The sequence below is a fragment of the Bifidobacterium asteroides genome, from assembly GCF_003202695.1.
GTDB classification, from domain to species: Bacteria; Actinomycetota; Actinomycetes; order Actinomycetales; family Bifidobacteriaceae; genus Bombiscardovia; species Bombiscardovia asteroides_G.
In genome coordinates, this window is the sequence record NZ_QGLL01000001.1 from 389,531 (window position 1) to 413,594 (window position 24,064).

Annotated in this window: 18 protein-coding genes; 17 read left to right on the plus strand and 1 reads right to left on the minus strand. The window is 58.8% G+C overall.

All coding sequences use genetic code 11. The features are described from left to right. Positions 1-17: 17 nt before the first annotated feature. From lepB to DKK75_RS01595, 17 genes are all read left to right on the plus strand, one after another. Positions 18-782: a signal peptidase I gene (gene lepB / locus DKK75_RS01515; protein ID WP_110451690.1), complete on the plus strand. Its 765-nt coding sequence runs from the start codon at positions 18-20 to the stop codon at positions 780-782. Then, entirely contained in the window at positions 754-1,497 is a 744-nt protein-coding gene (locus DKK75_RS01520; RefSeq protein ID WP_181414392.1) for a ribonuclease HII, read from the plus strand. Before lepB ends, DKK75_RS01520 begins: the two co-directional genes overlap by 29 nt. Positions 1,498-1,536: 39 nt before the next feature. After that, the gene (locus tag DKK75_RS01525; RefSeq protein ID WP_110451692.1) at positions 1,537-2,658 is read left to right on the plus strand and encodes a LacI family DNA-binding transcriptional regulator; all 1,122 of its coding nucleotides are present in this window, start codon (positions 1,537-1,539) and stop codon (positions 2,656-2,658) included. A gap of 103 nt (positions 2,659-2,761) precedes the next feature. Next, the gene (locus tag DKK75_RS01530; protein ID WP_110451693.1) at positions 2,762-4,375 is read left to right on the plus strand and encodes a xylulokinase; all 1,614 of its coding nucleotides are present in this window, start codon (positions 2,762-2,764) and stop codon (positions 4,373-4,375) included. Between the two features lie 63 nt (positions 4,376-4,438). Continuing rightward, positions 4,439-5,131, plus strand: coding sequence for an L-ribulose-5-phosphate 4-epimerase (locus DKK75_RS01535; protein ID WP_110451694.1), 693 nt, complete (start codon positions 4,439-4,441; stop codon positions 5,129-5,131). A gap of 48 nt (positions 5,132-5,179) precedes the next feature. Then, positions 5,180-6,694 carry an L-arabinose isomerase gene (araA, locus tag DKK75_RS01540; protein WP_110451695.1) on the plus strand — a complete coding sequence of 505 codons (1,515 nt, stop codon included), beginning with the start codon at positions 5,180-5,182 and terminating at the stop codon, positions 6,692-6,694. A gap of 243 nt (positions 6,695-6,937) precedes the next feature. Beyond that, positions 6,938-8,899 carry a pilin N-terminal domain-containing protein gene (locus DKK75_RS01545; protein WP_110451696.1) on the plus strand — a complete coding sequence of 654 codons (1,962 nt, stop codon included), beginning with the start codon at positions 6,938-6,940 and terminating at the stop codon, positions 8,897-8,899. A gap of 193 nt (positions 8,900-9,092) precedes the next feature. After that, on the plus strand, positions 9,093-9,920 hold the full coding sequence (locus DKK75_RS01550) for a hypothetical protein (RefSeq protein ID WP_110451697.1): 828 nt from the start codon (positions 9,093-9,095) through the stop codon (positions 9,918-9,920). Positions 9,921-10,078: 158 nt separating this feature from the next. After that, the gene (locus DKK75_RS01555) at positions 10,079-11,602 is read left to right on the plus strand and encodes a class C sortase (RefSeq protein WP_181414393.1); all 1,524 of its coding nucleotides are present in this window, start codon (positions 10,079-10,081) and stop codon (positions 11,600-11,602) included. Between the two features lie 129 nt (positions 11,603-11,731). Beyond that, positions 11,732-12,580, plus strand: a complete 849-nt coding sequence (locus DKK75_RS01560) for an aldo/keto reductase (RefSeq protein WP_181414394.1) — start codon at positions 11,732-11,734, stop codon at positions 12,578-12,580. 54 nt (positions 12,581-12,634) lie between these two features. Continuing rightward, the gene (locus tag DKK75_RS01565) at positions 12,635-13,432 is read left to right on the plus strand and encodes an HNH endonuclease family protein (RefSeq protein WP_258333106.1); all 798 of its coding nucleotides are present in this window, start codon (positions 12,635-12,637) and stop codon (positions 13,430-13,432) included. A 209-nt stretch (positions 13,433-13,641) separates the two neighbouring features. Further along, positions 13,642-15,636, plus strand: coding sequence for a family 43 glycosylhydrolase (locus tag DKK75_RS01570; protein ID WP_110451701.1), 1,995 nt, complete (start codon positions 13,642-13,644; stop codon positions 15,634-15,636). A gap of 120 nt (positions 15,637-15,756) precedes the next feature. After that, entirely contained in the window at positions 15,757-17,082 is a 1,326-nt protein-coding gene (locus tag DKK75_RS01575; RefSeq protein ID WP_110451702.1) for an ABC transporter substrate-binding protein, read from the plus strand. Between the two features lie 190 nt (positions 17,083-17,272). Further along, positions 17,273-18,109, plus strand: a complete 837-nt coding sequence (locus DKK75_RS01580; RefSeq protein WP_258333118.1) for a carbohydrate ABC transporter permease — start codon at positions 17,273-17,275, stop codon at positions 18,107-18,109. Further along, a complete protein-coding gene (locus DKK75_RS01585) occupies positions 18,106-19,074 on the plus strand; it encodes a carbohydrate ABC transporter permease (RefSeq protein ID WP_110451704.1) in 969 nt (322 codons plus the stop codon). The genes DKK75_RS01580 and DKK75_RS01585 overlap by 4 nt, the downstream gene beginning before the upstream one ends. A 25-nt stretch (positions 19,075-19,099) precedes the next feature. Then, positions 19,100-21,250, plus strand: coding sequence for a beta-galactosidase (locus DKK75_RS01590; RefSeq protein ID WP_110451705.1), 2,151 nt, complete (start codon positions 19,100-19,102; stop codon positions 21,248-21,250). A gap of 49 nt (positions 21,251-21,299) precedes the next feature. Continuing rightward, positions 21,300-22,358 (plus strand): LacI family DNA-binding transcriptional regulator, encoded by a 1,059-nt coding sequence (locus DKK75_RS01595; RefSeq protein ID WP_110451706.1) that lies wholly within the window; start codon positions 21,300-21,302, stop codon positions 22,356-22,358. On the opposite strand, the gene DKK75_RS01600 is transcribed toward DKK75_RS01595, so the two are convergent. After that, positions 22,359-23,930, minus strand: coding sequence for an MDR family MFS transporter (locus DKK75_RS01600; RefSeq protein ID WP_110451707.1), 1,572 nt, complete (start codon positions 23,928-23,930; stop codon positions 22,359-22,361). Positions 23,931-24,064 lie beyond the last annotated feature (134 nt).

Below are 24,064 nucleotides of genomic sequence, written 5' to 3' on the forward strand. Positions count from 1 at the left end.
GATGACAAGGAGTGAATATGGCCTTTCGGGACGAGGAAACGACCCCGTCAGGACTCTGGTATCCGGATGGCAAGCAGGCTACCTCAGCCCCGGTGCCACCCCGTCATGCCCTGGACCTCGGCGATGGGCGCGACTCCACCAAGAGCAGTCACCCGCGACTTGGCGAGCGTGGCTTCCTGCCCGAATTCCTGTTCGAGCTGCTGATCTTGGTGGTCGTCGTTGTCATCCTGCGTGTCTTTTTGTTCAGCATCTACATCATCCCCTCCGGCTCCATGGAGAATACCCTGGGCATCGGGGACAGGATCCTGACCACCCACAGGCTGACCAGATCCATGGTGTCCCCTCGCCGCGGGGATGTGGTGGTCTTCACTGACCCTGCCGACTGGCTGGGTGATGAATCCAAGCCCAGCTTCGGTGGCAATCACCTGGTCAAGCGCCTTATCGGCATGCCCGGCGACACGGTGGCCTGCAAGGGTCATGGCGCCCCGGTCACCGTCAATGGCGTAGCTGTCGACGAGAGCTCCTATCTGCGCCCGGGCGTAGAGCCCAGCTCCTTCCCCTTCAAGATCAAAGTCGATCCTGGGTATGTCTTTGTCATGGGCGACAATCGCTCCAACTCCGCTGATTCACGCTTTCACAAGGAGGACGGCCACCATGGGCTGGTCCCCATGGAGAACATCAAGGGCACAGCACTGCTGACCTATTACCCTGTGGGCAGCTGGAAGCTGCTCAACAACCAGCACAAGGTTTTCAATGCCGTGCCCGAGCCTAGTCAGGGCTGAGACGACTGTGCGGAGGATCCTGCCGACCTTGGCTACCGAGACCGCTCTAGCGAGCCAGGGAGCCGAGTATGTGCTGGGCCTGGACGAGGTCGGCCGCGGGGCTCTGGCGGGTCCGGCCATGGTCGGCGTGGTGGCGATACGATCCGCCGACTTGCCTCATTTGAACGTCCCTGCCGGGGTGGCGGATTCCAAGATGCTGACACCTGCGCGTCGGCTGGCCATGTACCGTGACCTGGAGGACTGGGCTGCCGGCTGGGCGGTGGGATCCTGTTCCAACCATGAGATCGACCAGTGGGGCATTGTCCATGCTTTGGGCATTGCTGCCCTGCGTGCGTTGGTCGAGCTGGAGCATGGGATGGCTCTAGGGCCGGATTGCCGCCTGGCTGCCATCCTTGACGGTCCCCATGACTACATCACCCCGGCCGCCGACAGTTTTGACGCCCCCGATCTTCCGGCTCTGCCCAAGGTTTCCACCCAGGTCAAGGGTGATGTCCACTGCGCCAGTGTGGCTTGCGCGGCGGTCATCGCCAAGGTCACCCGTGATGATCTTATGGTCCGGCTGGCCGCCTCGGATCCTGCCTTGGCCCCCTACCAGTGGGAGCATAACAAGGGCTACGGGTCGCCAGCACACCTGGAGGCCATTCGCTGTCTGGGGCCTAGCCGCCTGCACCGGGTCAGCTGGCATCTGCCTTCATCCGGTCCTGACAGGGGCTAATATCGGAACGGTCGACACGGCTATCGGGAAGAAGGTCACATGCCCGCAGGCAACGGGGGCAGGTCACGGTCCAAGCGCCCCTCCATGTTCGAGGTTGCCCGGCTGGCCGGGGTCTCCCACCAGACCGTGTCCAGGGTCATCAACAATTCCAAGGACGTATCTCCGGCTACGCGGATCAAGGTTCAGCAGGCTATCAGGAAGCTGGGCTACCGCCCCAGCAATTCCGCGCGTGCTCTGGCATCCAGCCGCAGCCGAACCATCGGACTGGTGGCTGGCGGCGTCAGTCTCTTCGGGCCTGTTTCATCGATTACGGCCATCGAGACCGTGGCCCGTTCCCATGGTCTGTTCATGTCGGTCATGATGGTGGACGAGTCAGCCTGCACCCTTGCCGGATTCCAGGAGCTCTGCGGCACCTTCCTGGAACAGAACGTGGACGCCTTCATCTTTCTGACGCCTACCGACACCATGTTCCAGGCCGCCTGTCGGGTGGAGGTAAGCCAGCCTCGTGTCATTGTCACTTCCACCCATGGCATCACCAGCGTCGAGGAAGCCCTGAGCCGCAGGCGGGGCGACGGCCGTATCGCCATGACCGGGATCGACCAGTGGGGCGCTGTGCAGCGACTGGCCCAGCTGCTGGTCTCCCGTGGCCATCGACGAGTGCTCTATATGGCTGGTCCTGCGCAGTGGCGGGATGCAGCCACCCGTCTGGCCTCCTGGAAGGTCGCCTGCGCCCGATGCCGCATACGGACGGCTGTGGTTCATGCCCGAAGCTGGGAGGCGGGTGAGTCCTACACCCTTATGAACCATCTCATTGATCAGCGGGGCATGAACGGTACCTCCCTGCCCTCGGCCGTGGTCACCGCAAACGACAATCAGGCCGTGGGCGTGGCCCGGTCCCTGCAGGAGCACGGCATCCGCATCCCCCGCGACATCAGTCTGGTGGGCTTCGACGACGTTCCTACCGTGGACAACATGTTTCCGCCCCTGGCAACGGTTCGTCCACGCTTCGAGGAGCTGGGCGTGGCCACTATGCGGCAGGTCCTTGCCCTGCTCCACCAAGGGCAGGCTGTGGACTTCCCGGTCACTCATCATGGGGTGGGGTTGATTCAGGCGGATGTGATTCAGCGTCGGTCTCTGGGCTACGCAGCAAAGCGCGTCTGAACGCACTCGGCTCGCATCCCCTCGGGCTTGCCTGATGCTCTTGTCTTGGATACAATCGCAAATAGGCTATGTGAGCGTTAACATATCAGGCAAAGGAGCAGACATGGTTGTCGGCGAACAAGGCGTCATCGTTAGCGAACTGCAGGAGGGTGCGACCAGCCTGGGCATCGAATTCGGCTCCACCCGCATCAAGGCTGTGCTGATCGACCACGACTACCGAACGCTGGCCACCGGGGATGCCGAGTGGGAGAACCGGTTGGAGGACGGTCTCTGGACCTACTCCATGGATCAGATCCATCAGGGCCTGCGGGCGGCCTACGCGGCCATGGCAGAAGACGTCCGTCGCCAATATGGGGTGACGCTGACCAAGATCGGCGCCATGGGAATTTCGGCCATGATGCACGGCTATCTGGCCTTCGACAAGGATGGTCGGCTGCTGGTGCCCTTCCGCACCTGGCGCAACACCAACACCCGCCAGGCCCATGAGGACCTGTCGAAGATCTTCAAGATCAACATTCCTGAACGCTGGTCCATCGCCCACCTCTACCAGGCCATCCTGAACGGCGAAGAGCATGTGTCCAGGGTCGCCTACGTCACTACGCTGGCCGGTTATATGCATTGGAGGCTTTCCGGACGCAAGGTCATCGGCATCGGCGACGCATCGGGCATGTTTCCCATCGACTCCTCTCGAAAGGAGTTTGACCAGGGCCTGCTGGAAATCTTCTCCCGGCTGCCCCAGGTCCAGGCCCAGCCCTGGGATATCCACGACCTGTTGCCTGAGCCATTGACCGCCGGCAGCGATGCGGGCGCGCTGACCGCAGAAGGGGCCGCCCTGCTGGATCCCAGTGGTAATCTGCAGCCCGGCGTGCCCATGGCCCCGCCCGAAGGCGACGCGGGAACCGGCATGGTAGCGACCAACGCGGTTCGTCCCCGCACCGGCAATGTCTCTGCGGGCACATCCATCTTCGCCATGGTGGTTCTGGAGCATCCCCTGCGTGACTTCCACCCCGAGGTGGATCCGGTCACCACACCGGCTGGGGATCCGGCTGGCATGAGCCACGCCAACAACTTCACCTCGGACCTGAATGCCTGGGTGGGGCTGTTCGGGGAATTCGCCAAAGCCGCCGGTCTGGAGCTCAAGGGGGATGCGCTTTACGCCACCCTGTTCAATCAGGCGCTCCAGGGAGACAAGGATGCTGGCGGGCTGATCAACTACTGCTTCTATTCCGGGGAGTTCCTGGCTGGCCTTGAGGAGGGCCGCCCGGTCTTTGCGCGCGGTCCCGAGGGGCGGATGACCCTGGCCAACTTCATGCGGGCCCAGCTCTTCTCGGCCTTCTCGCCGGTCACTATCGGCATGGAAGTGATGACCCGCCAGGAGCATGTCCAGGTGGACACCATGGTCGGCCACGGCGGCATCTTCGCCACGCCCAAGGTGGCCCAGCGAATCCTGGCCGCCGCCTTCAACGCCCCTATCAAGGTCATGTCAACTGCTGTGGAGGGGGGCGCCTGGGGCATGGCCGTCCTGGCTGACTATCTGGGCCATGCCGACCAGACCCTGGCTGACTACCTGGATGCCAATGTCTTTGCAGGCGTTCAGTCCACGACCGAGCAGCCGGATCCGGCCGATGTGAAGGGCTTCAGAGCCTTCTTTGACCGCTTTGCCAAGGGCCTGCCCATTGAGCAGGCGGCCGTGAAGACCATCCCCCTGCAGGGGTGAGACTGGGAACCGGAAACGTCAAGCGGCCGGATCAGCGGATCGGGCCGGGAAAAGGAGTTGCAGATGGTGTCCTTGGCTGATTATTCACCCGAGGTGCGCGACGAGGTGAAACTGGTGCGCGAGCAGGTGGCCACCTTGCACGCGCAGCTGACCAGGTGGAATCTGGTGGTCTGGACGGCAGGTAACGTCTCGCAGCGGTTGCGCTCTGCCGATCTGATGGTCATCAAGCCCTCGGGGGTGCGCTATGAGCACCTGACCCCAGGCTCCATGGTGGTCACCGATTTGGACGGCAACGTGGTGGACGGCGCTGAGACTCCCTCCTCGGACACGCTATCCCACGCGTATATCTACCGGCACATGCCCGGGGTCTACGGCGTGGTCCACACCCATTCCACCTATGCCACTGCCTGGGCGGCCACCGGCAGGGACATTCCCTGTGTGCTGACCATGATGGGCGACGAGTTCGGCGGTCCCGTGCCCGTAGGCCCCTTCGAGCTGATCGGATCGGAGGCCATCGGCAAGGGCGTGGTCGACACCCTCAAGGATCATCCGGGCTGCCCAGCCGTGCTCATGCGCAACCATGGGCCATTCACGGTGGGAGGCGATGCGGAGGCAGCAGTCAAGGCGGCGGCCATGACCGAGGAGGTCGCCCATACGGTTTGGGCAGCTGAGCAGATCGGCACGCCCAAGCCTATCGATCCGGCTGACATAGCCAAGCTCAATGACCGGTATCAGCACGTCTACGGCCAGCACTGAGCTGGCTGGGCAATAGCACTTGACAAAGGCATAAGCAAAGGAGCAAGTATGAGCATGAACAATCCCTTCGAGGGCAAGGAGCTCTGGTTCGCCGTTGGTTCGCAGGACCTCTACGGTGAGGAGACGCTGCGCCAGGTAGGCATCCAGGCGGCAGACATCGCCAAGTCCCTCAACGACTCGGGGCGAATCCCGGTCAAGCTGGTTCTCAAGCCCACCCTGAAGGATTCGGATTCCATCCTGAACTTCATGATCGATGCCTCGTCGAACCCGGCCTGCATCGGCGTAGTGGCATGGATGCACACCTTCAGCCCCGCCAAGATGTGGATCCGGGGTCTGGAGAAGCTGCGCAAGCCGCTCCTGCAGCTGAATACCCAGCACCATGTGGAGATCCCCTGGGACACCATCGACATGGACTTCATGAACCTGAACCAGTCGGCCCATGGCGACCGTGAATTCGGCTATATTCTGACCAGGCTGGGAATTCCGCGCAAGATCGTGGTCGGCCACTACACCGACCCTGAGGTTGCCGACAAGATCGGCGTCTGGGCGCGCGCCTGCGCTGGCTGGGATGCCGCCAACAACATGAAGGTCTGCCGCTGGGGCGACAACATGCGCGATGTCGCCGTCACCGAAGGCGACAAGACCGAGGCCGAGAGGGTCTTCGGCGTCTCCGTCAACACCTGGCCGGTCAACGAGCTGGTGGATCATGTGAACGCCGTCACGGACGATCAGATCAAGGATCTGATCGAGGACTACAAGCGCAGCTATGAGGTGGCTCCTGAACTTCTGGACTCCCGATACGGCTCCCTGGTGGTGGCTGCCCGCGAGGAGCTCGGCATGCGGGCCATGATGGAAGAGGTGGGCGCCACCGCAGCCGTGGACAACTTCCAGGATCTTGGAGGCCTGCGTCAGCTGCCCGGCGTGGGGGCCCAGCGGCTGATGGCTGACGGGTACGGGTTCTCTGCAGAGGGCGACTGGAAGACTTCGGTTCTGATTCGGATCGGCAACGTCATGGGCTACGGGCTCAAGGGAGGCTGCTCTCTCATGGAGGACTACTCCTATAACTTCGTGCCCGGCCACGAGGAGATCATGGGCGCACACATGCTGGAGGTCTCGCCCACGCTGCTGACCGAGGGACGGCCCCGCCTGGAGATCCACCCCCTGTCCATCGGCGACAGGGAGGACCCGGTGCGTCTGGTCTTTACAGCTACGCCTTGCACCGATGCTGTGGTCGTTTCCCTGGCGGATGTACGCGAACGCTTCCGTCTGGTTATGAATGTCGTGGACGTGGTCAAGCCCGGCGGGTCCTTGGCCAAGCTGCCTGTAGCCCGTGCGCTCTGGAAGCCGCGGCCTTCGCTCAAGGTATCGGCTGAGTGCTGGCTGCGCGCCGGCGCAGCCCACCATACCTGCATGACCACTACAGTGGGCCGTGAGGCTTGGGAGGACTTCGCCCGGATAGCTGGCGTGGAGCTGGCCGTCATCGACGAGAATACCGAACCCCGGCGTTTCGAGGACGATCTGCGTGCGGCTGAGCTCTACCATCGGTTGGACAACCGACACTGAGCACCTGCTCCAAGTAAAATTGCAAGACCCCGACCATTCAGTGTGGCGGGGCCTTTGCATATTCGGCTTGTCAGTTTGCGTTGTCTTTATTTTGCCGGTACAGTGATGATTAGGCAATGGGAATAGTGGCATGTCCAAAGGTTGACATATTGCCAACCCCCCTGAGTCGGGGAAGTGAACGGTTGGGGAGGCGAAGATGTGCCTGGCCATCCTGTGCCTTTTAATAAAGAAGGGAATGCGTGCATGCACATGCAACGAGATAATGAAGGGATAAGGCTCCCTAAGCTTTTAGGCTTAGCGGTTGCCGGAGCTACGCTTCTGGCAGGCATGGTTGTCTTGCCAGTTACTCAGGCTTCAGCCGATGAAGACTATGGATTCACTAGCGAGGACCAGTTTGTACCTGGCGCACTGGACGAAACCAAGGTCCCTCAGCTGACGGTCACCAAGTATCTGTCCATGACCGAGGGGTTTGCGCCCACCGGCTCTGCCGCTGATGGCAATAAGTTGAAGAATCTCACTCCTGCCCAGGGCATCCTCTTTAACGTTCAAGAGGTTCAGCCTAAGGGCGAAGGTAAGACCTTGGCTGATATTAAGGCCGATGACCCAGAAACCTGGGAGGCCAAGAGCGGGACGACGAAATTTGCCGGTGTCACCAATGGTCAGGGTGTCATTGACACCTGGTACCAAGGCGATGGAAATGGGAAGCCGACTAGTACAGTAGCTACCTTCCCTGCAGGCAAAGGTCATTACTATATTCTGAGCGAGAACACCGCCAATTCTCCTGCTTTCGATTCCTCGAATCCGAATAAGCTTGATCAGAACAAGTACAAGACCGCCGCCAACTCCTTCTTTGGTCTGCCCTATGCAACCAATGGGACGGATGCAAACCAGACTCGTGGTTTTGTCTACCATCTTCACCTGTATCCGAAGAACGTTACCAAGCAATCTTTCACTAAGACTGTGCAAAGCGTGCAGGATGCTAACGGCAACCCGAAGAATCAAATCACAGCAGTTGCCGGTGATACGATCACGTACAAGCTGTCTCAGAAGCTCTACAACGAAAGCTCTCCCAAGCAGAATGACGGTAAGCTTGATGTCAAGGAGCTGAAAGGCGAGGGCAAGGATGTAAGGATCGCCGATCGTATGTCAAGCTCGTTGCAGGGTAATCCAGACTCCGTTCAGGCTGATATTCGGGATACCACCGGCAAGGTTGTGAACTTGACAGCTGATGATTTCGCTAAGGATGTCAATACTAATAAGAATCCTGCTCGTCTGAACGACGCCACAAAGAATATGTTTGCTGATGTGCCTACGAGCGACGTGACTTACTGGGTATTCGACTTCTTTACCGCCAGTGGTGCTTCCAAGGCACAAGGCGTCGGAACATCGGAGATGGAGTTGGAGGTTACCTATACAGCAAAGGTGACCGCCAATGGCGATTCCACTGGCACCGGCGGCGTGGTTAACGACGCTGCATCTGACTACAGCGAGAACAAGAATGATGACGGTACGCCCAAGGATCCTGAACAAGATCATACGAATGTGACCAATGCCGCAATCGCTTTTGGCTCTGTTCAGAATGCGAACACGAGTTTTGCAGCCCTGCCCGGTACTGAATACCGTCTGGTTCAGAATGCTGATTCGATAGACAAGTATCTGGCTTCGGATGGTCAGTTCTATGCTGAGGGTGCCGCCCCAGCAGGTGTCCAGCTTTACAAGGCTACGGCCAACAATAAAGGTCTGGTAACCTTTGCGGCTCTGCCTATCTTTGGAGATGAAGCCAGGGCAGCTGACAAGACTGTCAAGAACGTCAACTGGCAGTTGGTTGAGACCAAGACTCCAGAGAATTGGCGCAACCCCGGCATCCCCTTCCAAACGATCACTTTCGCGGATGCAGGTAAAACCGAGACGCAGATCGTTCAGGAGTATGGGCGCAACGCCACTATTCAGCCAGATTATACCAAGCTGAACTTTGGTAAGTTCGATGCTCCTGCTGAGCAAATACCCGCAGGGACTAAGATGACCTTCAACAACCAGGCTGTCTCCAAGTACTTGGCTCACTACAAGACGACCGAAGGCGACTCGCCATTGGCCCTGCCTCTGACTGGTGGCCGCGGCATTGTGCTGCTGCTGATTGTTGGCGCCCTGATCATGGGCGGAGCCCTGTATGCCCGGAGTCGGCGTAATAACGCTGCTAGGGCCTGATGATCACGGTCACATCAAGTATCCTATGAGGTGACCAGGTGGCGGATGGTTCCTCCGTGAATCGTCCGCCATTTTCTTACGGACCGTGGATTTTGATCGGTTCGTACCTGTCGGAATGCTGGTCTGATTTCTTTTGGACTGGCGGATCCGACGTAACCACGTCGTCGAAAGGCGGCCTTGGAAGGGAAGGTTTATGAAGGGAATTGCCTTGCCGAAATGCCTTGCTCACCGGGTCTTGCCCTGTTTGATTGCGGCTTTGGCCTGTTTAGGTCTGGCTGCTTTTGATGTGACGCCGGCAGCAGAGGCGGCGACGGTCAACCCGACCCTGACGGTGCAGCTCAAAAAAGGAAACTCGGTTCAAGGTGGTCAGAATAGCATTCTGCCGAAGCCTCCTGTATCTGCAGGGGCAGGTTACGTCTTTCGTGCTCTGAAATTGGACGCTGCCACTCTCAAAAGCCGAGTGGAAGCGCTTGACAGCAATCCTGGTGTTGATAAGGCTCAAGCAGCCCTCAGCAAAGAGGTGGCTGCCAATCCGGATGCATTCAAAGACACGACACAGCCAGCTGAGTATTATGGCGTCTCTGACCAGGACGGCACCATCACCAATGCGTCTGAAGCGAAAGCCCAAGGGGTTTGGCTCACCGGAGCACAGCTTGATCTTGACACGCCTAGCCTGGTTGGAGGAAGCCCCGCTGTTTTTGACGGCGACTACTTCCACGCCTCGTACTGGTTGGTCACTTTAGCGGCCGCACCCAAGGGAGAAAAGGTAAAGGTCGACCCTGTGGTCGTGCAGTTGCCGCTCTATCGGGAGCAGGGTGATGTCAATCCGCTCTATGATGTGACCATCAGCCCCAAACTCGTGACTGTGTCTCAAGAGGTCCCGATTGTGCGCCCCGAGCCGGGGAAATTGGCAGCCACTGGTGTATCCATGTTGGCGCCCGGCATTCTGCTCATGATCTTGGCCGCATTGGGCCTTTATCTGGCAGTGGTCGCCCGATCCTGGAACAGGGATGAGCGTTAGTTATCTCCATAGCAGTGCCGGAATGATGTCACTGCTTGACATCGAAGGCATCTATGTGGATGCATAAGGACCGACGACATCATACAGGTGCCGCCGGTTCTTGCATGTCAAGGACTATCAAACTGGACTATTTGAAAAGCAGAATGGTGAAGGACGCAATGGACCAGGATTCTGACCCGGTGACTCTGGACACAACTCACGCTAATGACAAGGGCGATGGCGTCTCCAACTCTTTCATCCATGACGCATCCCTGGCGGGTGAGCCTGCAGAAAAAACGGACATACCGCCTGTCTATCCTCCCAATTCCGCTGTCGCGTCGACCGATGCCGCCCTGAAAGTCGATGAAGGTCATGGGCCAGAGCAATCGGGCGCCTCAGATGCAATAGGGACTCCGATGAGCGTTTCGGGTGAAGCACGAATGTCGGCTCCGATAATCGCTGCGGCTGAACGTACCGACCAAGGCGAGGGTCAACAAGGAATTTCGGATCACGTGGCAGCGACCGCCTCCTCAAGTGCCAATGCCAGCCAGTCGGTGAAGACGAGCGGTCGAACGGCCTCCAAGTCAGGAAGGGGATTCGGGCTCCTGGAGACTTTAGGCTTCCTGATTGGTCTGGGAATCTTCCTTTACCCGTTGCTGGCTGCTTACGTCAATTACTCCGAAAATTCCGCCGCAGTGGACAACTATGATCAAATTGTGGCCGCACTGTCGCCAGCCCAACGCAGAGCCATGTGGCATGATGCCAAGCAGTACGATGATGAACTGGGCAAGCCCACCCTGAGAGACCCGTTCAAGTACGCAGAAGTCAAAGAGCCACTAGGCCGCTACTACAAGATCCTCAATGTGGACGGCAAGGGGATGATGGCCTACGTGGATATACCCAAGATCAATGTCAAGCTACCCGTGCGTCACGGTACCAGCGATGAGGTGCTCAGGGACGGCACTGGTCACATCGCCACCACCCATGTACCTACAGACAACCGGACTATTCACGCTGTCATCACGGGGCACACTGGCGAGGTCGGCTACATGCTCTTCGACAACCTGACCCAGCTGCGCAAGGGGGATGTCTTCCAGATACGGGTGCTTACACGTCATATGAGCTATAAGGTCGACCAAATCAAGGTCATTAAGCCCACCGATGTCAGTGCACTGCAGCCTGTTCAGAATTCCAACTATGTGACCCTGCTGACTTGCTACCCCTATGGCATCAATTCCCACCGCTTGATTGTCCGTGGGCACTACATTGGCGATGATGTGCCTCCAACCAGACCCAAGGGGGCGCCCCTCTACATGGTATGGGTGCTCCTGGCCCTTTTTGCAGCCTGCTTGTTGGGTTGGTACCTTCTTTCGCGTCGCCGACGCAACTGCCGCCGTGACCTGGAGCAGATGGAGCACCTGGGGTCTCGGGCGACAGCACCTGGGAGTGCGGGGGAGCCCTTGGCCACGATTATGGCCAGTCATGAGTACGAGACTCGATCAGCAGCAACTCGCCGTCGTCGGTTGATCAAAACCCGGAAAACCTGCAGCGCCTTTATGTGGCTGCTGGCCCTGCTCGCCCTCTTCTTCGCCTGGGGCTCCGTCGGAATGATGATGCGGATCAGCCTCCTGCCCGTGTTTGACCTTGGTTACCATTGGTTCGACACCCATCTGCTGTACTTCTTCGGCATCACCAAATACTAGGCTGGTGCATGGGCGGGCAGGTTTGTCCACATGGGCCTGTTCTATCGTGACCGTGCTTGTGTCTGGTCCTAGAATGGAGCGAGCATGGCCCGGCAGACTGCTGGGTCGCCTTCTGGGAAGGTGTGGACCATGACAGCAGTTCCCGACATTTTATTGTCTGATGGCAACCGCATTCCGCAGGTTGGCCTAGGGGTCCTCAGAATCGACGATGATCAGACCGCGGGAGTGGTGCGCTCTGCCTTGGAACTGGGCTATCGTCACATCGATACTGCAGCTGGCTACCGAAACGAAGGGGGCGTGGGCCGTGGCCTCAAGGACTTCGGCTGTCAGAGTGGTCCTGATCGTGCCCGCCTTTGGCTGACCACCAAGCTGCGTGACTCCGAACAGGGCTATGACAGCGCTCTAAGGGCTTTCGACCGCCAGCTGGCCCTGCTGGGCTCCGACTATGTCGACATGTATATGATCCACTGGCCCACCCCGTTCGATTGGCGGGCCGACCAGGTCTGGCGCGCATTCCATCGCTTGCGTGATGAGGGGCGGGTGCGGACACTGGGGGTTTGCAACTTCCTGCCGGAGCATCTGGAACGTCTGCATAGGGAGACGGGGGAGTATCCCGCCGTGGATCAGATCGAGCTGCACCCCAGCTGGCAACAGCGCACGGTGACGGCTTTCTGCAGGAAGCACGGCATCGCCGTCCAGGCATACTCGCCATTGGCGCGCGGCGCAGACCTGGCAGCCGGCGGCGAAAGGCTGGAGAAAATCGCTCAGGCTCACGGGGTAACGCCAGCCCAGGTGGTGCTGCGCTGGCATATTGAAAACGAAACCATCATCATCCCCAAGTCTGTACACAGAGAAAGGCAGGCGGAGAACCTGGACCTGTTCGGCTTCAGTCTGACCTCTGAGGAACATGCCGCCATCGATGCCATGGACTCCTCCGTGCGTGCAGGACACGACCCTATGACCTACGCTTACGCCTGAACGCTATCATGGATGATTCATGCATGCAGTCGACATAGGAGGTATCGGCGGTAGATGACCGGTCCGAGACGCAGAAGATATCGGTATCGAGGCCGCGGCCGGTACGGTTCGTTCCGGCGAAATCCCGCCCCTGCCCGTTTCCGCCGCGAGTCGCTTACGGAACGGGTGCTGATCCTTCTGGTAGTGGCTGTGGTCCTAGGCATCTCCATCGGACTGATACTTCCTAGGGTCAACGGTGGTGTCGGGCGGCTGACCGGACGATATACGGCAACGGGCGATGCGGCTCAGACTCTGCAGGGCCTGACGGTGAACGATCAAAACCGACCCGGCCGCCAGTACCGGCGTGAGGCCTTCGGCTTCAAGGAGACTGATGAGGACGGAAACGGCTGCAACGTACGCGAGGATGTGCTGACCCGCGACCTGACTGACCTGCGTACCACGACTCCCGGCGGTTGCAAGGTAGCCAGCGGTCGTCTGCAGGACCCCTACACCGGACGGACCATAGAATTCGTCAGAGGGCCGAAAACCAGCTCTGCCGTGCAGATTGACCATGTGGTCGCCTTGGAGAACGCCTGGCGATCAGGAGCCAGCAAGTGGGATACGGCCCATCGCTACCGTTTTGGCAACGACCCCTATAATCTTCTTGCTGTGGACGGTCCGGCCAACCAGGCCAAGGGGAGCGCCTCGGCCGATTACTGGCTGCCGGAGAACAAGGACTATCAATGCTCCTATGTGGCTCGTCAGATAGCAGTCAAGGACAAGTACTCCCTGAGCGTCACCAGCTCGGAAAAACAGGCTATGCTGGCCGTTCTTCATACCTGCCCGGGCCAGCCGCTCCCGCAGGATCGCTGAGCGCCGGCCTTGCGCTGATAAGCGGTAACAGATTGCCATGTGCGGGTTTATTTGCATAAGAAGAGCTTCATGGCCTGACTGTTTACACTGAGCCGACCTTTACGGTGTGATACTATTATTAAGGTGTGGTACACAGTTGTACCAACTACATGGAAACCAGTCAGTCTCTGGTTCCATGACCGCGACCATAAGCAACAGGGAGGTTGGCTATGAGCGACAATATCGGCTCACATATACGAAAGAATGGACACTACATACGGGACCGCATGCTGGAATGGCGGAAAATAGCCATTCTGTTTGTCGCTCTGGCTACGATTATGGGTTTGTCCCTCGGAGCGCCAAAGGCGGTTGCCGCGCAGGAAACGGGACAAAAGTCCGATTCTGTAGGCGGGAACGGGCTGATCGCCAATGATCGTTTCTGGGATGACGCCGACGGTAACCCAATGTATATGCAGGGCGGGGGGATTTTCGATTTTCCGGATCCTGCCACGGGGAAGGTCTCTCATTTTTGGTATGGTGTCCACTTCTCCCAGGCTGAAACTTATCGTCAGAACCCTACCCATGCGCTCACGGGCAATGATTTCGTCTCAGTGGATGTATACAAATCCGGCAATCTGACCGATTGGCGGTATCAAGGCGTGGCGTTGGACAGGGCGCAGGCGGATGCATTCTCCAGTGACTTCGGTGGTCGCCATGCAGGTTGGGTGTGCAGAATGGGGGTTGCGTACGTTCCTGAGTTGCACACCTATGCCATGCTTATCCAGCATGAGATGCCCACGGATGCTACCGGTCGCAAGTTTGATAAAAAAGTGCTGATCGCTACGGCCGATTCGCCTACTGGTCCGTTCAAGGCCCAGAGGCGCATCGACATGCGCGATTACGGGCTGGGCACCAGCAATACCGGGGACCAGAGCGTCTTTCAGGATGAGGACGGCACGGGTTATCTGATTTATTCCTATGGAAGTGGCCGGAGCAGTGTCTGGGCAGCCAGAATAGGCGCCAGAGACGGTCGAGTGGATCTGCTGGAACCCACCAAGCTCTACCAGGGCTTCGGGCGCGAAGGCAATGCGCTTTTCAAGCATGCTGGCCGGTATTATCTGGCTGGTTCCGATCTGTTTGGGTGGGATGCTTCCCGAATCCATTTTCAGGTAGCGGATCATATTTTCGGCCCATATCAGCCCGTCAATCGGACTGTGATCATGGATGGCAGCCAAACCGATTTCGGACACATCACTCAGACCGGTTTTTACTACACCTTGCATGGCAGCCGGGCAGAGACCGTCATCCACTGCGGCGATCGATGGGCTGATTTTGCGGGCAATGGGCTTGGCTACAACCAGTGGAATCCGCTGAGTTTCGATGATTCAGGCACGCCTCGCTTCAATTCGATGAGCCGGTGGAAGTTGGATGCAGGCACTGGCCTTTGGTCGATTGACGATGCCAATGATTACGTGCTCAACGGCTCCTTCGAAGCGGACAGGGTTGCGGTAGGCGAGCAGGGGTATAAGGATAAGGACGGTAAGTTGATTGACGATATCGCCGGATGGCGACGGGTCAATCCAGATGCTGTGACCAATGTAGCCGATGGCTATGGACGAGTGGGCGACTTTAACCTGCGGTTCGCCCCAGGACGATCCCGCAGCGCTTCAATCGTTCAGGATTTGGGTGCGGCGGGACACGTTCCCCTGCACGCGGGCCGCTTCCTTCTTAAACTCTCCTATGCGAACCCCAAAGGCATGGATCGGGCCAGGATTGCAATTGAATCAAGCGGGAAAACCTCGGAAATCGATCTGGCAGCCTCCACTGGAGCAGCCTGGAGGCAGGCCTCCTTGCCAGTTGATCTGACTGGTGGGCAGACCAGGATCACTATTGTGGCCTCTGGCAGTTCGGGCCAGACCCTGGATGTGGATGACGTGTCTCTGACAGGTGTGCCAGAAAAGGAGAATGAAACCGACGATGTGATTGATCAGGGCGGGAATGCGCTTCCGACGGGTCATGAAGGGTCCGCGTCCGGTTCTGCAGGGTCAGATAAATCCCTGCCAGCTCATTCCGTCGGCCGGAGCAAGGATCCATGCTCCGACTTAGCTGATACGGGCATCGATATAGGCCTCACTCCCGTTTTTGTGGCTGGCTGTGTGGCTGCGGGCCTTCTGTTGATGGTTGTGGCCAGGTACCGTCGGCGGCGTTTTGAGGCGCTGAATTGACAATCCAGAGCTACAGATTATACTTAACAAGACATTGGTACACAGTTGTACCAATAATTGGAAGGAGTAGGCGTCAAAACCTTATCAAGGACGTTTTCTAACCAATATGAAAGGTTCATCATGTATTCTGCACGAAAAATCCTGACCATGGGCGTCACCATGGTTGCCCTGGCCTCGTTCGCTGCCTGTGGAAGCAGCGGGTCTGGATCAGCATCGAAGCCAGCGGACACTAGCAAAGCCTCAGGGCGCATAGTCTTTTGGGGCTGGGGCAATGGCATCAAGGAAACCATTGATGCTTTCGAAAAGGCCAATCCCGGCATCACCGTGAAGTACAACAACACCGGCACTGCCGGTGACACTCAGGTGGCCTTGTCCAACGCAGTAGCTGCAGGCAAGGGCATTCCTGACGTCACCATGCTGGAGGATCCTACTGTCCAGCAGTTTGCGATTGAAGACAACCTGGAGGATCTATCGGGGTATGGGGCTGACAAGTTCGCTGACGATTTCACCCCGGGGCCCTGGAACAAGGTCCAGTATGACGGAAAACCCTATGCGCTGCCCATTGATGCAGGCCCCGAGGTTTTCTTCTACAACAAGGCGGTCTTCGACAAGGCCGGCATTCCCGAGCCCCCTAAGACCTGGGATGAGTACTATCAGGATGCTAAGAAGATTCGAGCAGTAGGTTCCTACATTACCAACAACGCCGGCGACAAGAATGCCTATCAGCCTTTCACCGCGCAGGCCTGGCAAGCTGGGGCGCACCCTTGGAAGGTCGATGGCGACAAGATCACCATCAACATGACCAAGGATCCCGGCATGAAGCGGTATATCGATTTCCAGCAAAAGCTGATCGACGAAGACCTGCTCGATACCAAGACCGCCAACTGGTCCGATGACTGGAATAGGGCGCTTAACGATGGTTCGGTGGCCTCGCTGACCATTGGCGCCTGGATGCCCACCAATCTGGAGTCTGGTGCGCCCGACCAGAAAGGCAACTGGAGGGTTGCGCCTCTGCCGCAGTGGAAAGAGGGGGACAGCGTGTCTGCGGAAGATGGCGGTTCGGCTCTTGTCGTGCCTAAGAAGGCCAAGAACAAGGCGGCAGCTTGGAAGTTCGCCGAATATCTGACGCATGGCGAAGGAGCTCAGGTCATGGCTGACCAAGGCAGCTTCCCCTCCCTGAAACGTATCCTGAGTTCCGCTGATTTCACCAGCAAGAAGAATGAGTACTTCGGAGGCCAGGAGGTCAACAAGGTGCTGACCGAGGCAGCCAACCTCAAAGTCTCCAAGTTCCAGTACCTGCCTTACAACCCCTTCGCACAGTCAACCTATGGGGATTCCATCGGCAAGGCCTACATGAAGAAGACCAGTCTGGAGAAGGCCTTCGAGGACTATCAGCAGAAGTTGGTGGATCACGGCAACCAGCAGGGGTATCAGGTCAACAAGTGAGTGATGACTCAGGCGGCTGGTAGCAGCCGCCTTCGAACAATGACAGGAAAGAAGGACAGGCATCATGAGTGAAGCCGAAGGTTCGACTGCGCGGATTTTGGCCCCCGCGCGGGATCATGGCCCTGGCGAAGCCAGCGGGAGGCACACCGGGGAGCGGCCTCACAGAAGCGACTGGCGGGGATGGAAATTCATGGGACCCTTTGTCCTGGTCTTCGTGTTCGTTTTCGTCCTGCCGGTGCTCTATGCCATCTATCTGAGCCTGTACGAGAAGCGCATGATCGGAGGGAACGTCTTTGTGGGCCTGGCCAATTACGTCAGGCTGATCAAGGACGGGCAGTTCTGGTCATCAGTTGGCCGTGTGGCGATCTTCACTGTGGTCCAGGTGCCCATCATGCTCTTTCTGGCGGCATTGATGGCGCTGGCGCTGGATTCACTCAAGCTGCACGGCACGCGCTTCTTCAGAATCAGCACTTTCCTGCCCTATGCGGTGCCTGCCGTAGTGGCGGCTCTGATGTGGGGATTCATATACGGAACCAAGTACGGAATGGTAGGTTCCCTGAATCAATGGCTGGGCACGCATATCGACGTTCTGCAGCCCAGTGTGCTTCTGGCCGCCATAGGCAACATCAACACCTGGGAGTTCACGGGCTACAACATGCTGATTTTCTATTCCTCGCTGTCGACTGTGCCGCACTCGCTCTATGAGGCAGCGGCTATAGACGGGGCTTCGGAGTGGCAGATCGTGCGCAATATCAAGATCCCCGAGCTCAAGAGCTCCCTGGTTATCACGGTGATCTTCAGCATCATTGGCAGCTTCCAGCTCTTCAATGAGCCCTCGGTGCTGCAGACCATGGTTCCAGGCAACGCCATCACCACCTATTACACCCCCAACATGTATGCCTACAACCTGAGCTTCATGGGAGGCCAGAGCAACTACGCGGCAGCCTTGGCCATCGTCATGGCCATCATAACCATGGTCGCCGCCTATGCCGTCCAGCTCAGGGGAATGAAGGAGCAGATGCAATGAGCATGGTTGATACGAGGACTATCGACGGGGTCAAAGCTGAACGCATGCGTGCCCGGCGCGTAGCACGAGATGAGCGTGCGGAACGTCGGAGGGCAGCCCGAACAGGGTTTTCCAATCCGAACAATCCGCGGCGCAGCTGGCTGTTGACCCTGGTTGCTGGGATCTTCGCGCTCTACTGCTTGTTTCCTCTGATCTGGCTGGTCATCAATGCCACCAAGACCCAGTCGGATTTCATTGGCACCTTCGGTCTGGCCTTTGGACACAAGTTCGCCCTCTGGGACAATCTGCGCGAGGTATTCACCTATGAGGGCGGTATCTTCGGGCGCTGGCTGCTCAACACCCTGCTCTACGTAGTAGTGGGAGCCGGTGGCGCCACCTTGCTGGCCGTGCTGGGCGGATATGCCTTGGCCAAGTTCCGCTTCCCGGGCCGCCGCCTTGTCTTCGCAGTGGTCATCGGGGCCATCAGCGTCCCGGGCATCGCTTTGGCCGTGCCTCAGTTCCTGCTCTTCGCCAAGATCGGACTGACCGATACGCCCTGGGCTATGATCATCCCCAGTCTGATCTCGCCCTTCGGCCTGTACCTGATGTGGATCTTCTCCGACCAGGCGGTGCCTACCGAACTACTGGAGGCAGCTCGGGTCGACGGGGCCGGGGAGTTCCGCACTTTCTGGCAGGTCAGCCTGCCTCTGCTGGCCCCTGGGATCGTGACCACAGCGCTTTTCACTATTGTGGCCACTTGGAACAACTACTTCCTGCCATTGATCATGCTCAAGGATTCCAGTTGGTACCCGCTGACGATCGGGCTCAACAATTGGAAGGACCAGGCATCGACAGCCGGTGCCCATGCCATTCAGAACCTGGTGGTGACGGGCAGCCTGGTCACCATCATCCCCATCGTCGTCGCCTTCCTGTTGCTGCAGAAATACTGGCAGTCCGGCTTGGCCGCCGGTGCTGTCAAGGAGTAGCGGGAACTCGCAGACGGGATCAAGCATGAGCAGAACAGACCATCATGACCGTCGACAGCCCCAGCCCTATAGACCTTACCGCTGGCCGAAGGGCCCCGATGGTCATTCGAAGGGAATCTGGTTCGGGGGGGATTACAACCCAGATCAATGGCCGGAGCAGGTATGGGCCGAAGATGTTGCACTGATGAGGCAGGCTGGCGTCACCATGGTGACCCTGGGCATTTTCTCATGGGCGCGTCTGGAGCCCAGCGACGGAGTCTGGGAGTTTGATTGGCTGGATCGGGTGGTGGCCTTGCTGGGCGAAGCCGGTATCGCCGTAGACATGGCTTCGGCCACGGCCACGGCCCCATACTGGCTCTACCAGGCGCATCCTGAGGTGTTGCCCGTGGAGGCGGACGGGACCCTGGTCCATCCGGGCGCACGGCAGTCCTGGAGGCCCACCTCGCCGGTTTTTCGGCGCTATGCCCTTCGACTTTGCAAGGCCATGGGTGAGCACTTCCGCGACAATCCGACGGTGGTCGCCTGGCATGTGGGCAATGAGTATGGATGGAACAATGCAGCCGACTACTCGCAGGATGCTTTGAAGGCCTTCCGAGGCTGGTGCCGCAGGCGCTACGGCAGCATCGAGGAGCTTAACCGAGCCTGGGGCAATGATTTCTGGTCCCAGAGGCTGCAGGATTTTGATCAGGTACCCCTGCCTGAACATGCTGGCGTGCGTGACGCCTTTATCAATCCGGCACTGCGCCTGGACTTCCGAAGATTCTGTTCTGATGCGCTGATGGATTTTTTCTGTGCCGAACGTGATCAACTGCAGGAGCTTACCCCCGATAAACCGCTAACGACCAACTTCATGGTTTCGACGGACCAATGCGTCCTGGACTATGAGCGCTGGTCGCACCAGGTCGATTTCGTGGCCAACGACCATTATTTCGCCCAGGGACCCGGACATCTGGATGAGCTGCTCTGCTCGGACTCCCTGGTGGATGCCTATGCTCAGCGTCATCCCTGGTGTCTGATGGAGCATTCCACATCCGCAGTCAATTGGCGCATCTTCAACGCGTCCAAGCGCCAAGGCGAACTGATCCGGGACGCCCTGGCCCATGTGGCTATGGGAGCGGATTCGGTCAACTTCTTCCAATGGCGGCAGTCCGCCTTCGGAGCAGAGGCCTTCCACTCGGCCATGGTCCCCCATGCAGGGCCGGATTCGGCAATTTATGAACAGGTTGCCGATTTGGGATGCATTTTGCGAAGGCTCTCCCAGAGCGGACTGGCCGGGACCCGGTTGGAACCCTCGACTATGGTTCTGCTCTTTGATGCCGACTGCCAGTGGTCCATGGCGGATTCGACTCTGCCTGATCCCTCTATGGATCATTGGCAGCAGGTCTATACCTGGTATCAGGCTCTGCTTGACGTCGGACTCAGGGCGGATGTCGCGCCCCTGAAGGGGCAGTGGGAGAGTTACGACGTGGTGGTGTTGCCGGCCCTGATTCTGCTGGATCAGCAGCAAGCCGCCCGTCTGCGCGACTATGTGAGCAAGGGCGGTCGGCTGGTGGTGGACTTCGCCAGTGGCCTTATGGATGACCATATGCACGTCGGCTTGGGCGGATATCCTGGGGCTTTGCGGGATCTGACAGGTGTCGCTTCCCAGGAGCTGATCGCCTTGGGCACGAGCGACCAAGGCGGTGGATCCATCCTGGTATCAGAGGGCATTGAGGGCAATATATGGGTCAATGAGCCCTTGAGCCTAGAGGATTCGGTAAGGGTGCTGGCTCGCTACCAGGGCCGTCGTTCCTATGACCTCGACATGGCTGGGGAGCCTGCGGTGACCATTCATGGATATGGTCAGGGCCGCGTCCTCTATCTGGGCACGGGCTTTGCCAAGGAATCGCTGGTTTCGGTGATCAGCCGAATCTTCCCTCCTGATTTTCTCGCCGACGCCTCAGAAGCAGGGCTGCATAACGGTCGTGACGGCGATCCGCGGTTGGTGCACCTGATCAGATCCGGGCCACAGGGTCGGTATCATTTCTATTTCAACCGGGAGTCGACGGTTATCAGAGATGTGGCCACCTCGGGCGAGGCCTTGGTGGTACAACGAGCGACCCGGTGCGGGGGGGATGGTTTATCCGACAATCGCTACACTATAGGAGTGCATGGTGTGGTGATCACCCGTCAGTAAATGTGATCGCCATAGTGCCTTGGAGGTTGTTCCATTCTAAGGAGTGTCTATGGCAGCGGATGAAGGACGTCCAGGCAAACGGATCACCCTGCGCGAGGTGGCCAGCAGGGCGGGTGTCTCGCTGAAGACAGCCTCCAATGTAATCAACGGCAATGGCCGTATGTCCAATGCGACCCGTGCGCGTGTGCAGCAGGTCATTGACGAATCGGGGTACCAGGTCAATGCCGCGGCCCGTAATCTGCACCGCAACAAAACCGGTATTATTACGCTGGCTGTGCCTTCACTGACTCCTCCTTATCTGGCCGAATTGGCTAATAGGGTCATCGACAGCGCTCGTCTGCGGGACTATGCGGTATATGTCAGTACCTATGCCGAGGGGTCTGCCAAGGGGGCGCATGAGATTCTGGCCTCCTTTAACAGCACTATCAGCGACGGAATAATTCTTTCCATGTCGGAGCTTGAGCGATTCGCCGTGGAGGACCTGGATGTGCGTTACCCCTTGGTATGCGTGGGCGCACGGACTACCCATGGGGTGGCGGATCACGTCATGGTCGATGATGCCGAAGCGGCTCGGATGGCCGCAGAGTATTTGTTTGATCGGTCGGTGCGCTCGCTGGCGGTCATCGGTCTGCATGCGCCGCTTGACTATGATCGGTTAACGGCTGCGATCGAAGGCAATGCCGAGCTCAGGATGAAGGGAGTGCTCAAGGCGATCCGTGCCAGGGGGTTGCAGCTGGATGATCGGCTTCTTGGCGTAACCGGTTATGACTGGACCTTGGGCAGCGGGTACCTGACCATGCAGAGGATATTAGAGACGGGTGCGCCCTTCGATGGGGTGATAGCCCTCAATGATCAGCTGGCTATCGGTGCACTGTCAGCCCTGACTGCTTACGGCAGAGCCGTACCCGACCAGGTCCAGATCATCGGGTTCGACAACATCGAGGAGTCGGCTTATCTGCAAACCCCGCTTACTACTATGGATTCCTGCTTGCGGTGGATCTCACGGACCTGTGTCGACCGCGTCCTGGGACGTATCGGAGGCAGAGCTACGGCTCCCCAGGATCTGGTCATCGGATCGCGAGTCATAGCCCGCAGAACCACCCGGTGATCAGTCCTGGGCCTTGGAGTCGGCTGAGGAAGTGATAGCGACAGGGGAGTCGGTGTGGATGATGTGCATGTGGCGCAGGAGCATGCGGGTCATCTGACGACCGGAGCCAGCGCCGTTTCCGCGAACGCCGAAATAGACCAGCAGGACCATGCCCAAGCAGATCAGTGCCGATATGCGCAGGGCCCACTGCACGCCGAAGATATTGGCTGCAATCTGGGTGGAGTGGCCGCCGCCCAAGGCGCTGTGGCGCAGGGTGGTGATGGTCTCCATGAGGATGACCAGTATGGGCGCTCCGACAGCTCCGGCGATCTGACGGGCTGTGTTGGTGACGGCCGAACCGGCTGAAACATCCTTGGGAGCCAGGTTGTTCAGGGACCAGGTAGTCAAGGGCATCAGGGTGAAGCCCATGCCGATCTGGCGGACAAACTGGCAGATGGAGACCAGGCCGATCCACGTGTTGGCACCAATCATGCTCATCGCGATGGTGCCCACCAGCAGGACCGAGCAGCCGGTCATGGCCACGGGCCGAGCGCCCCAACGGTCCAGCAGACGGCCGCCGAAGAACTGGGCGATGGCGGTGCCGATGGCCCCAGGCAGCATGACCAGGCCGCTCATGGTGGCCGAGAAGCCGCGGTCCGTCTGGATGTACATGGGCAGGATGACGGTGACCGAGCTGAAGGCGAAGAAGGACATGGAGGCGATGATGGTGCCCACGGTGAAGTTCTTGATTCGCAGCACATGCAGGTCCAGCAGGGGTTTGTCGTGGTGGAGCTGGCGAAGAACGAACCAGATGATCCCGATCAGGCCGACCAGCATAAAGGGCCAGGTCATGAAGGAAGTGATGGGGAAGTTCTCAATGTTGGTAAAGCCGAACATAAGGCCGCCGAATCCGAAGATGGACAGGGCTACTGAGAAGAAGTCCGCCTTGACGCTGGTGTCGCGCTGACCGAAGTTGTGCAGGCCGAAGATGGACAGGAGCAGCGCTACCGCTCCGCAAATGCTCAGCGTCAGGAAGATGGAGCGCCAGCCGTTGGCATCGGTCTGCCAGCCGCCCAGGGTGGGGCCGATGGCCGGGGCCACGCTCATGGCCAGGCCCACGGTGCCCATGGCCATGCCGCGCTTGGCCAGAGGATAGATGGAGAAGACGGTGATCTGCAGGACGGGCCACATGGTCCCGGTGCCCACGGCTTCCAGGACGCGGCCCAGCAGGACCAGGGCGAAGGTCTGCGACTGCCAGCTCAGCAGGGACCCCAGGGTGAAGACGGCCATGGAGGTGATGACGATTTGCCGAGTGGAGAAGCGCTTGGTCAGAAAGCCGGTCAAGGGCACCATGACGCCCATGACCAGCTGGAATACCGAGGTCAGCCACTGACCGGCGGTCAGGGTGATGTGGAACTCGTCCACAATGGTAGGCAGGGCCGAAGCCAGCTGCAGCTGGGTGAAGTTGCCCAGGAAGGTGATGACGGTCAGGATGGCCAGCGAAAGGAAGGCTTCATGGGTGAGCTTTCCGTTGACGAAGGCTCCATCCTTGCTGAGGGTCCGCCCTTGCTTGGCGAGCTCCTGCTTCCTCATGCACCACCACTTCCTTTGGCTTCGGTTTTCACTGCGCATACCGCTCCCTGCGGTGCCGTCCCAAAAAGGAAATCAGGGCATACCAATACCGGTGACACTAAGAAAAGAACGAGAGAGCTAAGCGTCCGACAATG

Coding starts and splice junctions, on each gene's coding strand:
- DKK75_RS01530 (WP_110451693.1), top strand. CDS start 2,762: ATGGTTGTCGGCGAACAAGGCGTCATCGTTAGCGAACTGCAGGAGGGT.
- DKK75_RS01585 (WP_110451704.1), top strand. CDS start 18,106: ATGAGCATGGTTGATACGAGGACTATCGACGGGGTCAAAGCTGAACGC.
- DKK75_RS01595 (WP_110451706.1), top strand. CDS start 21,300: ATGGCAGCGGATGAAGGACGTCCAGGCAAACGGATCACCCTGCGCGAG.
- DKK75_RS01600 (WP_110451707.1), bottom strand. CDS start 23,930: ATGAGGAAGCAGGAGCTCGCCAAGCAAGGGCGGACCCTCAGCAAGGAT.
- DKK75_RS01535 (WP_110451694.1), top strand. CDS start 4,439: ATGGTGTCCTTGGCTGATTATTCACCCGAGGTGCGCGACGAGGTGAAA.
- DKK75_RS01545 (WP_110451696.1), top strand. CDS start 6,938: ATGCACATGCAACGAGATAATGAAGGGATAAGGCTCCCTAAGCTTTTA.
- DKK75_RS01570 (WP_110451701.1), top strand. CDS start 13,642: ATGAGCGACAATATCGGCTCACATATACGAAAGAATGGACACTACATA.
- DKK75_RS01575 (WP_110451702.1), top strand. CDS start 15,757: ATGTATTCTGCACGAAAAATCCTGACCATGGGCGTCACCATGGTTGCC.
- DKK75_RS01560 (WP_181414394.1), top strand. CDS start 11,732: ATGACAGCAGTTCCCGACATTTTATTGTCTGATGGCAACCGCATTCCG.
- araA (WP_110451695.1), top strand. CDS start 5,180: ATGAGCATGAACAATCCCTTCGAGGGCAAGGAGCTCTGGTTCGCCGTT.
- DKK75_RS01590 (WP_110451705.1), top strand. CDS start 19,100: ATGAGCAGAACAGACCATCATGACCGTCGACAGCCCCAGCCCTATAGA.
- DKK75_RS01555 (WP_181414393.1), top strand. CDS start 10,079: ATGGACCAGGATTCTGACCCGGTGACTCTGGACACAACTCACGCTAAT.
- lepB (WP_110451690.1), top strand. CDS start 18: ATGGCCTTTCGGGACGAGGAAACGACCCCGTCAGGACTCTGGTATCCG.
- DKK75_RS01580 (WP_258333118.1), top strand. CDS start 17,273: ATGGGACCCTTTGTCCTGGTCTTCGTGTTCGTTTTCGTCCTGCCGGTG.
- DKK75_RS01525 (WP_110451692.1), top strand. CDS start 1,537: ATGCCCGCAGGCAACGGGGGCAGGTCACGGTCCAAGCGCCCCTCCATG.
- DKK75_RS01565 (WP_258333106.1), top strand. CDS start 12,635: ATGACCGGTCCGAGACGCAGAAGATATCGGTATCGAGGCCGCGGCCGG.
- DKK75_RS01550 (WP_110451697.1), top strand. CDS start 9,093: ATGAAGGGAATTGCCTTGCCGAAATGCCTTGCTCACCGGGTCTTGCCC.
- DKK75_RS01520 (WP_181414392.1), top strand. CDS start 754: ATGCCGTGCCCGAGCCTAGTCAGGGCTGAGACGACTGTGCGGAGGATC.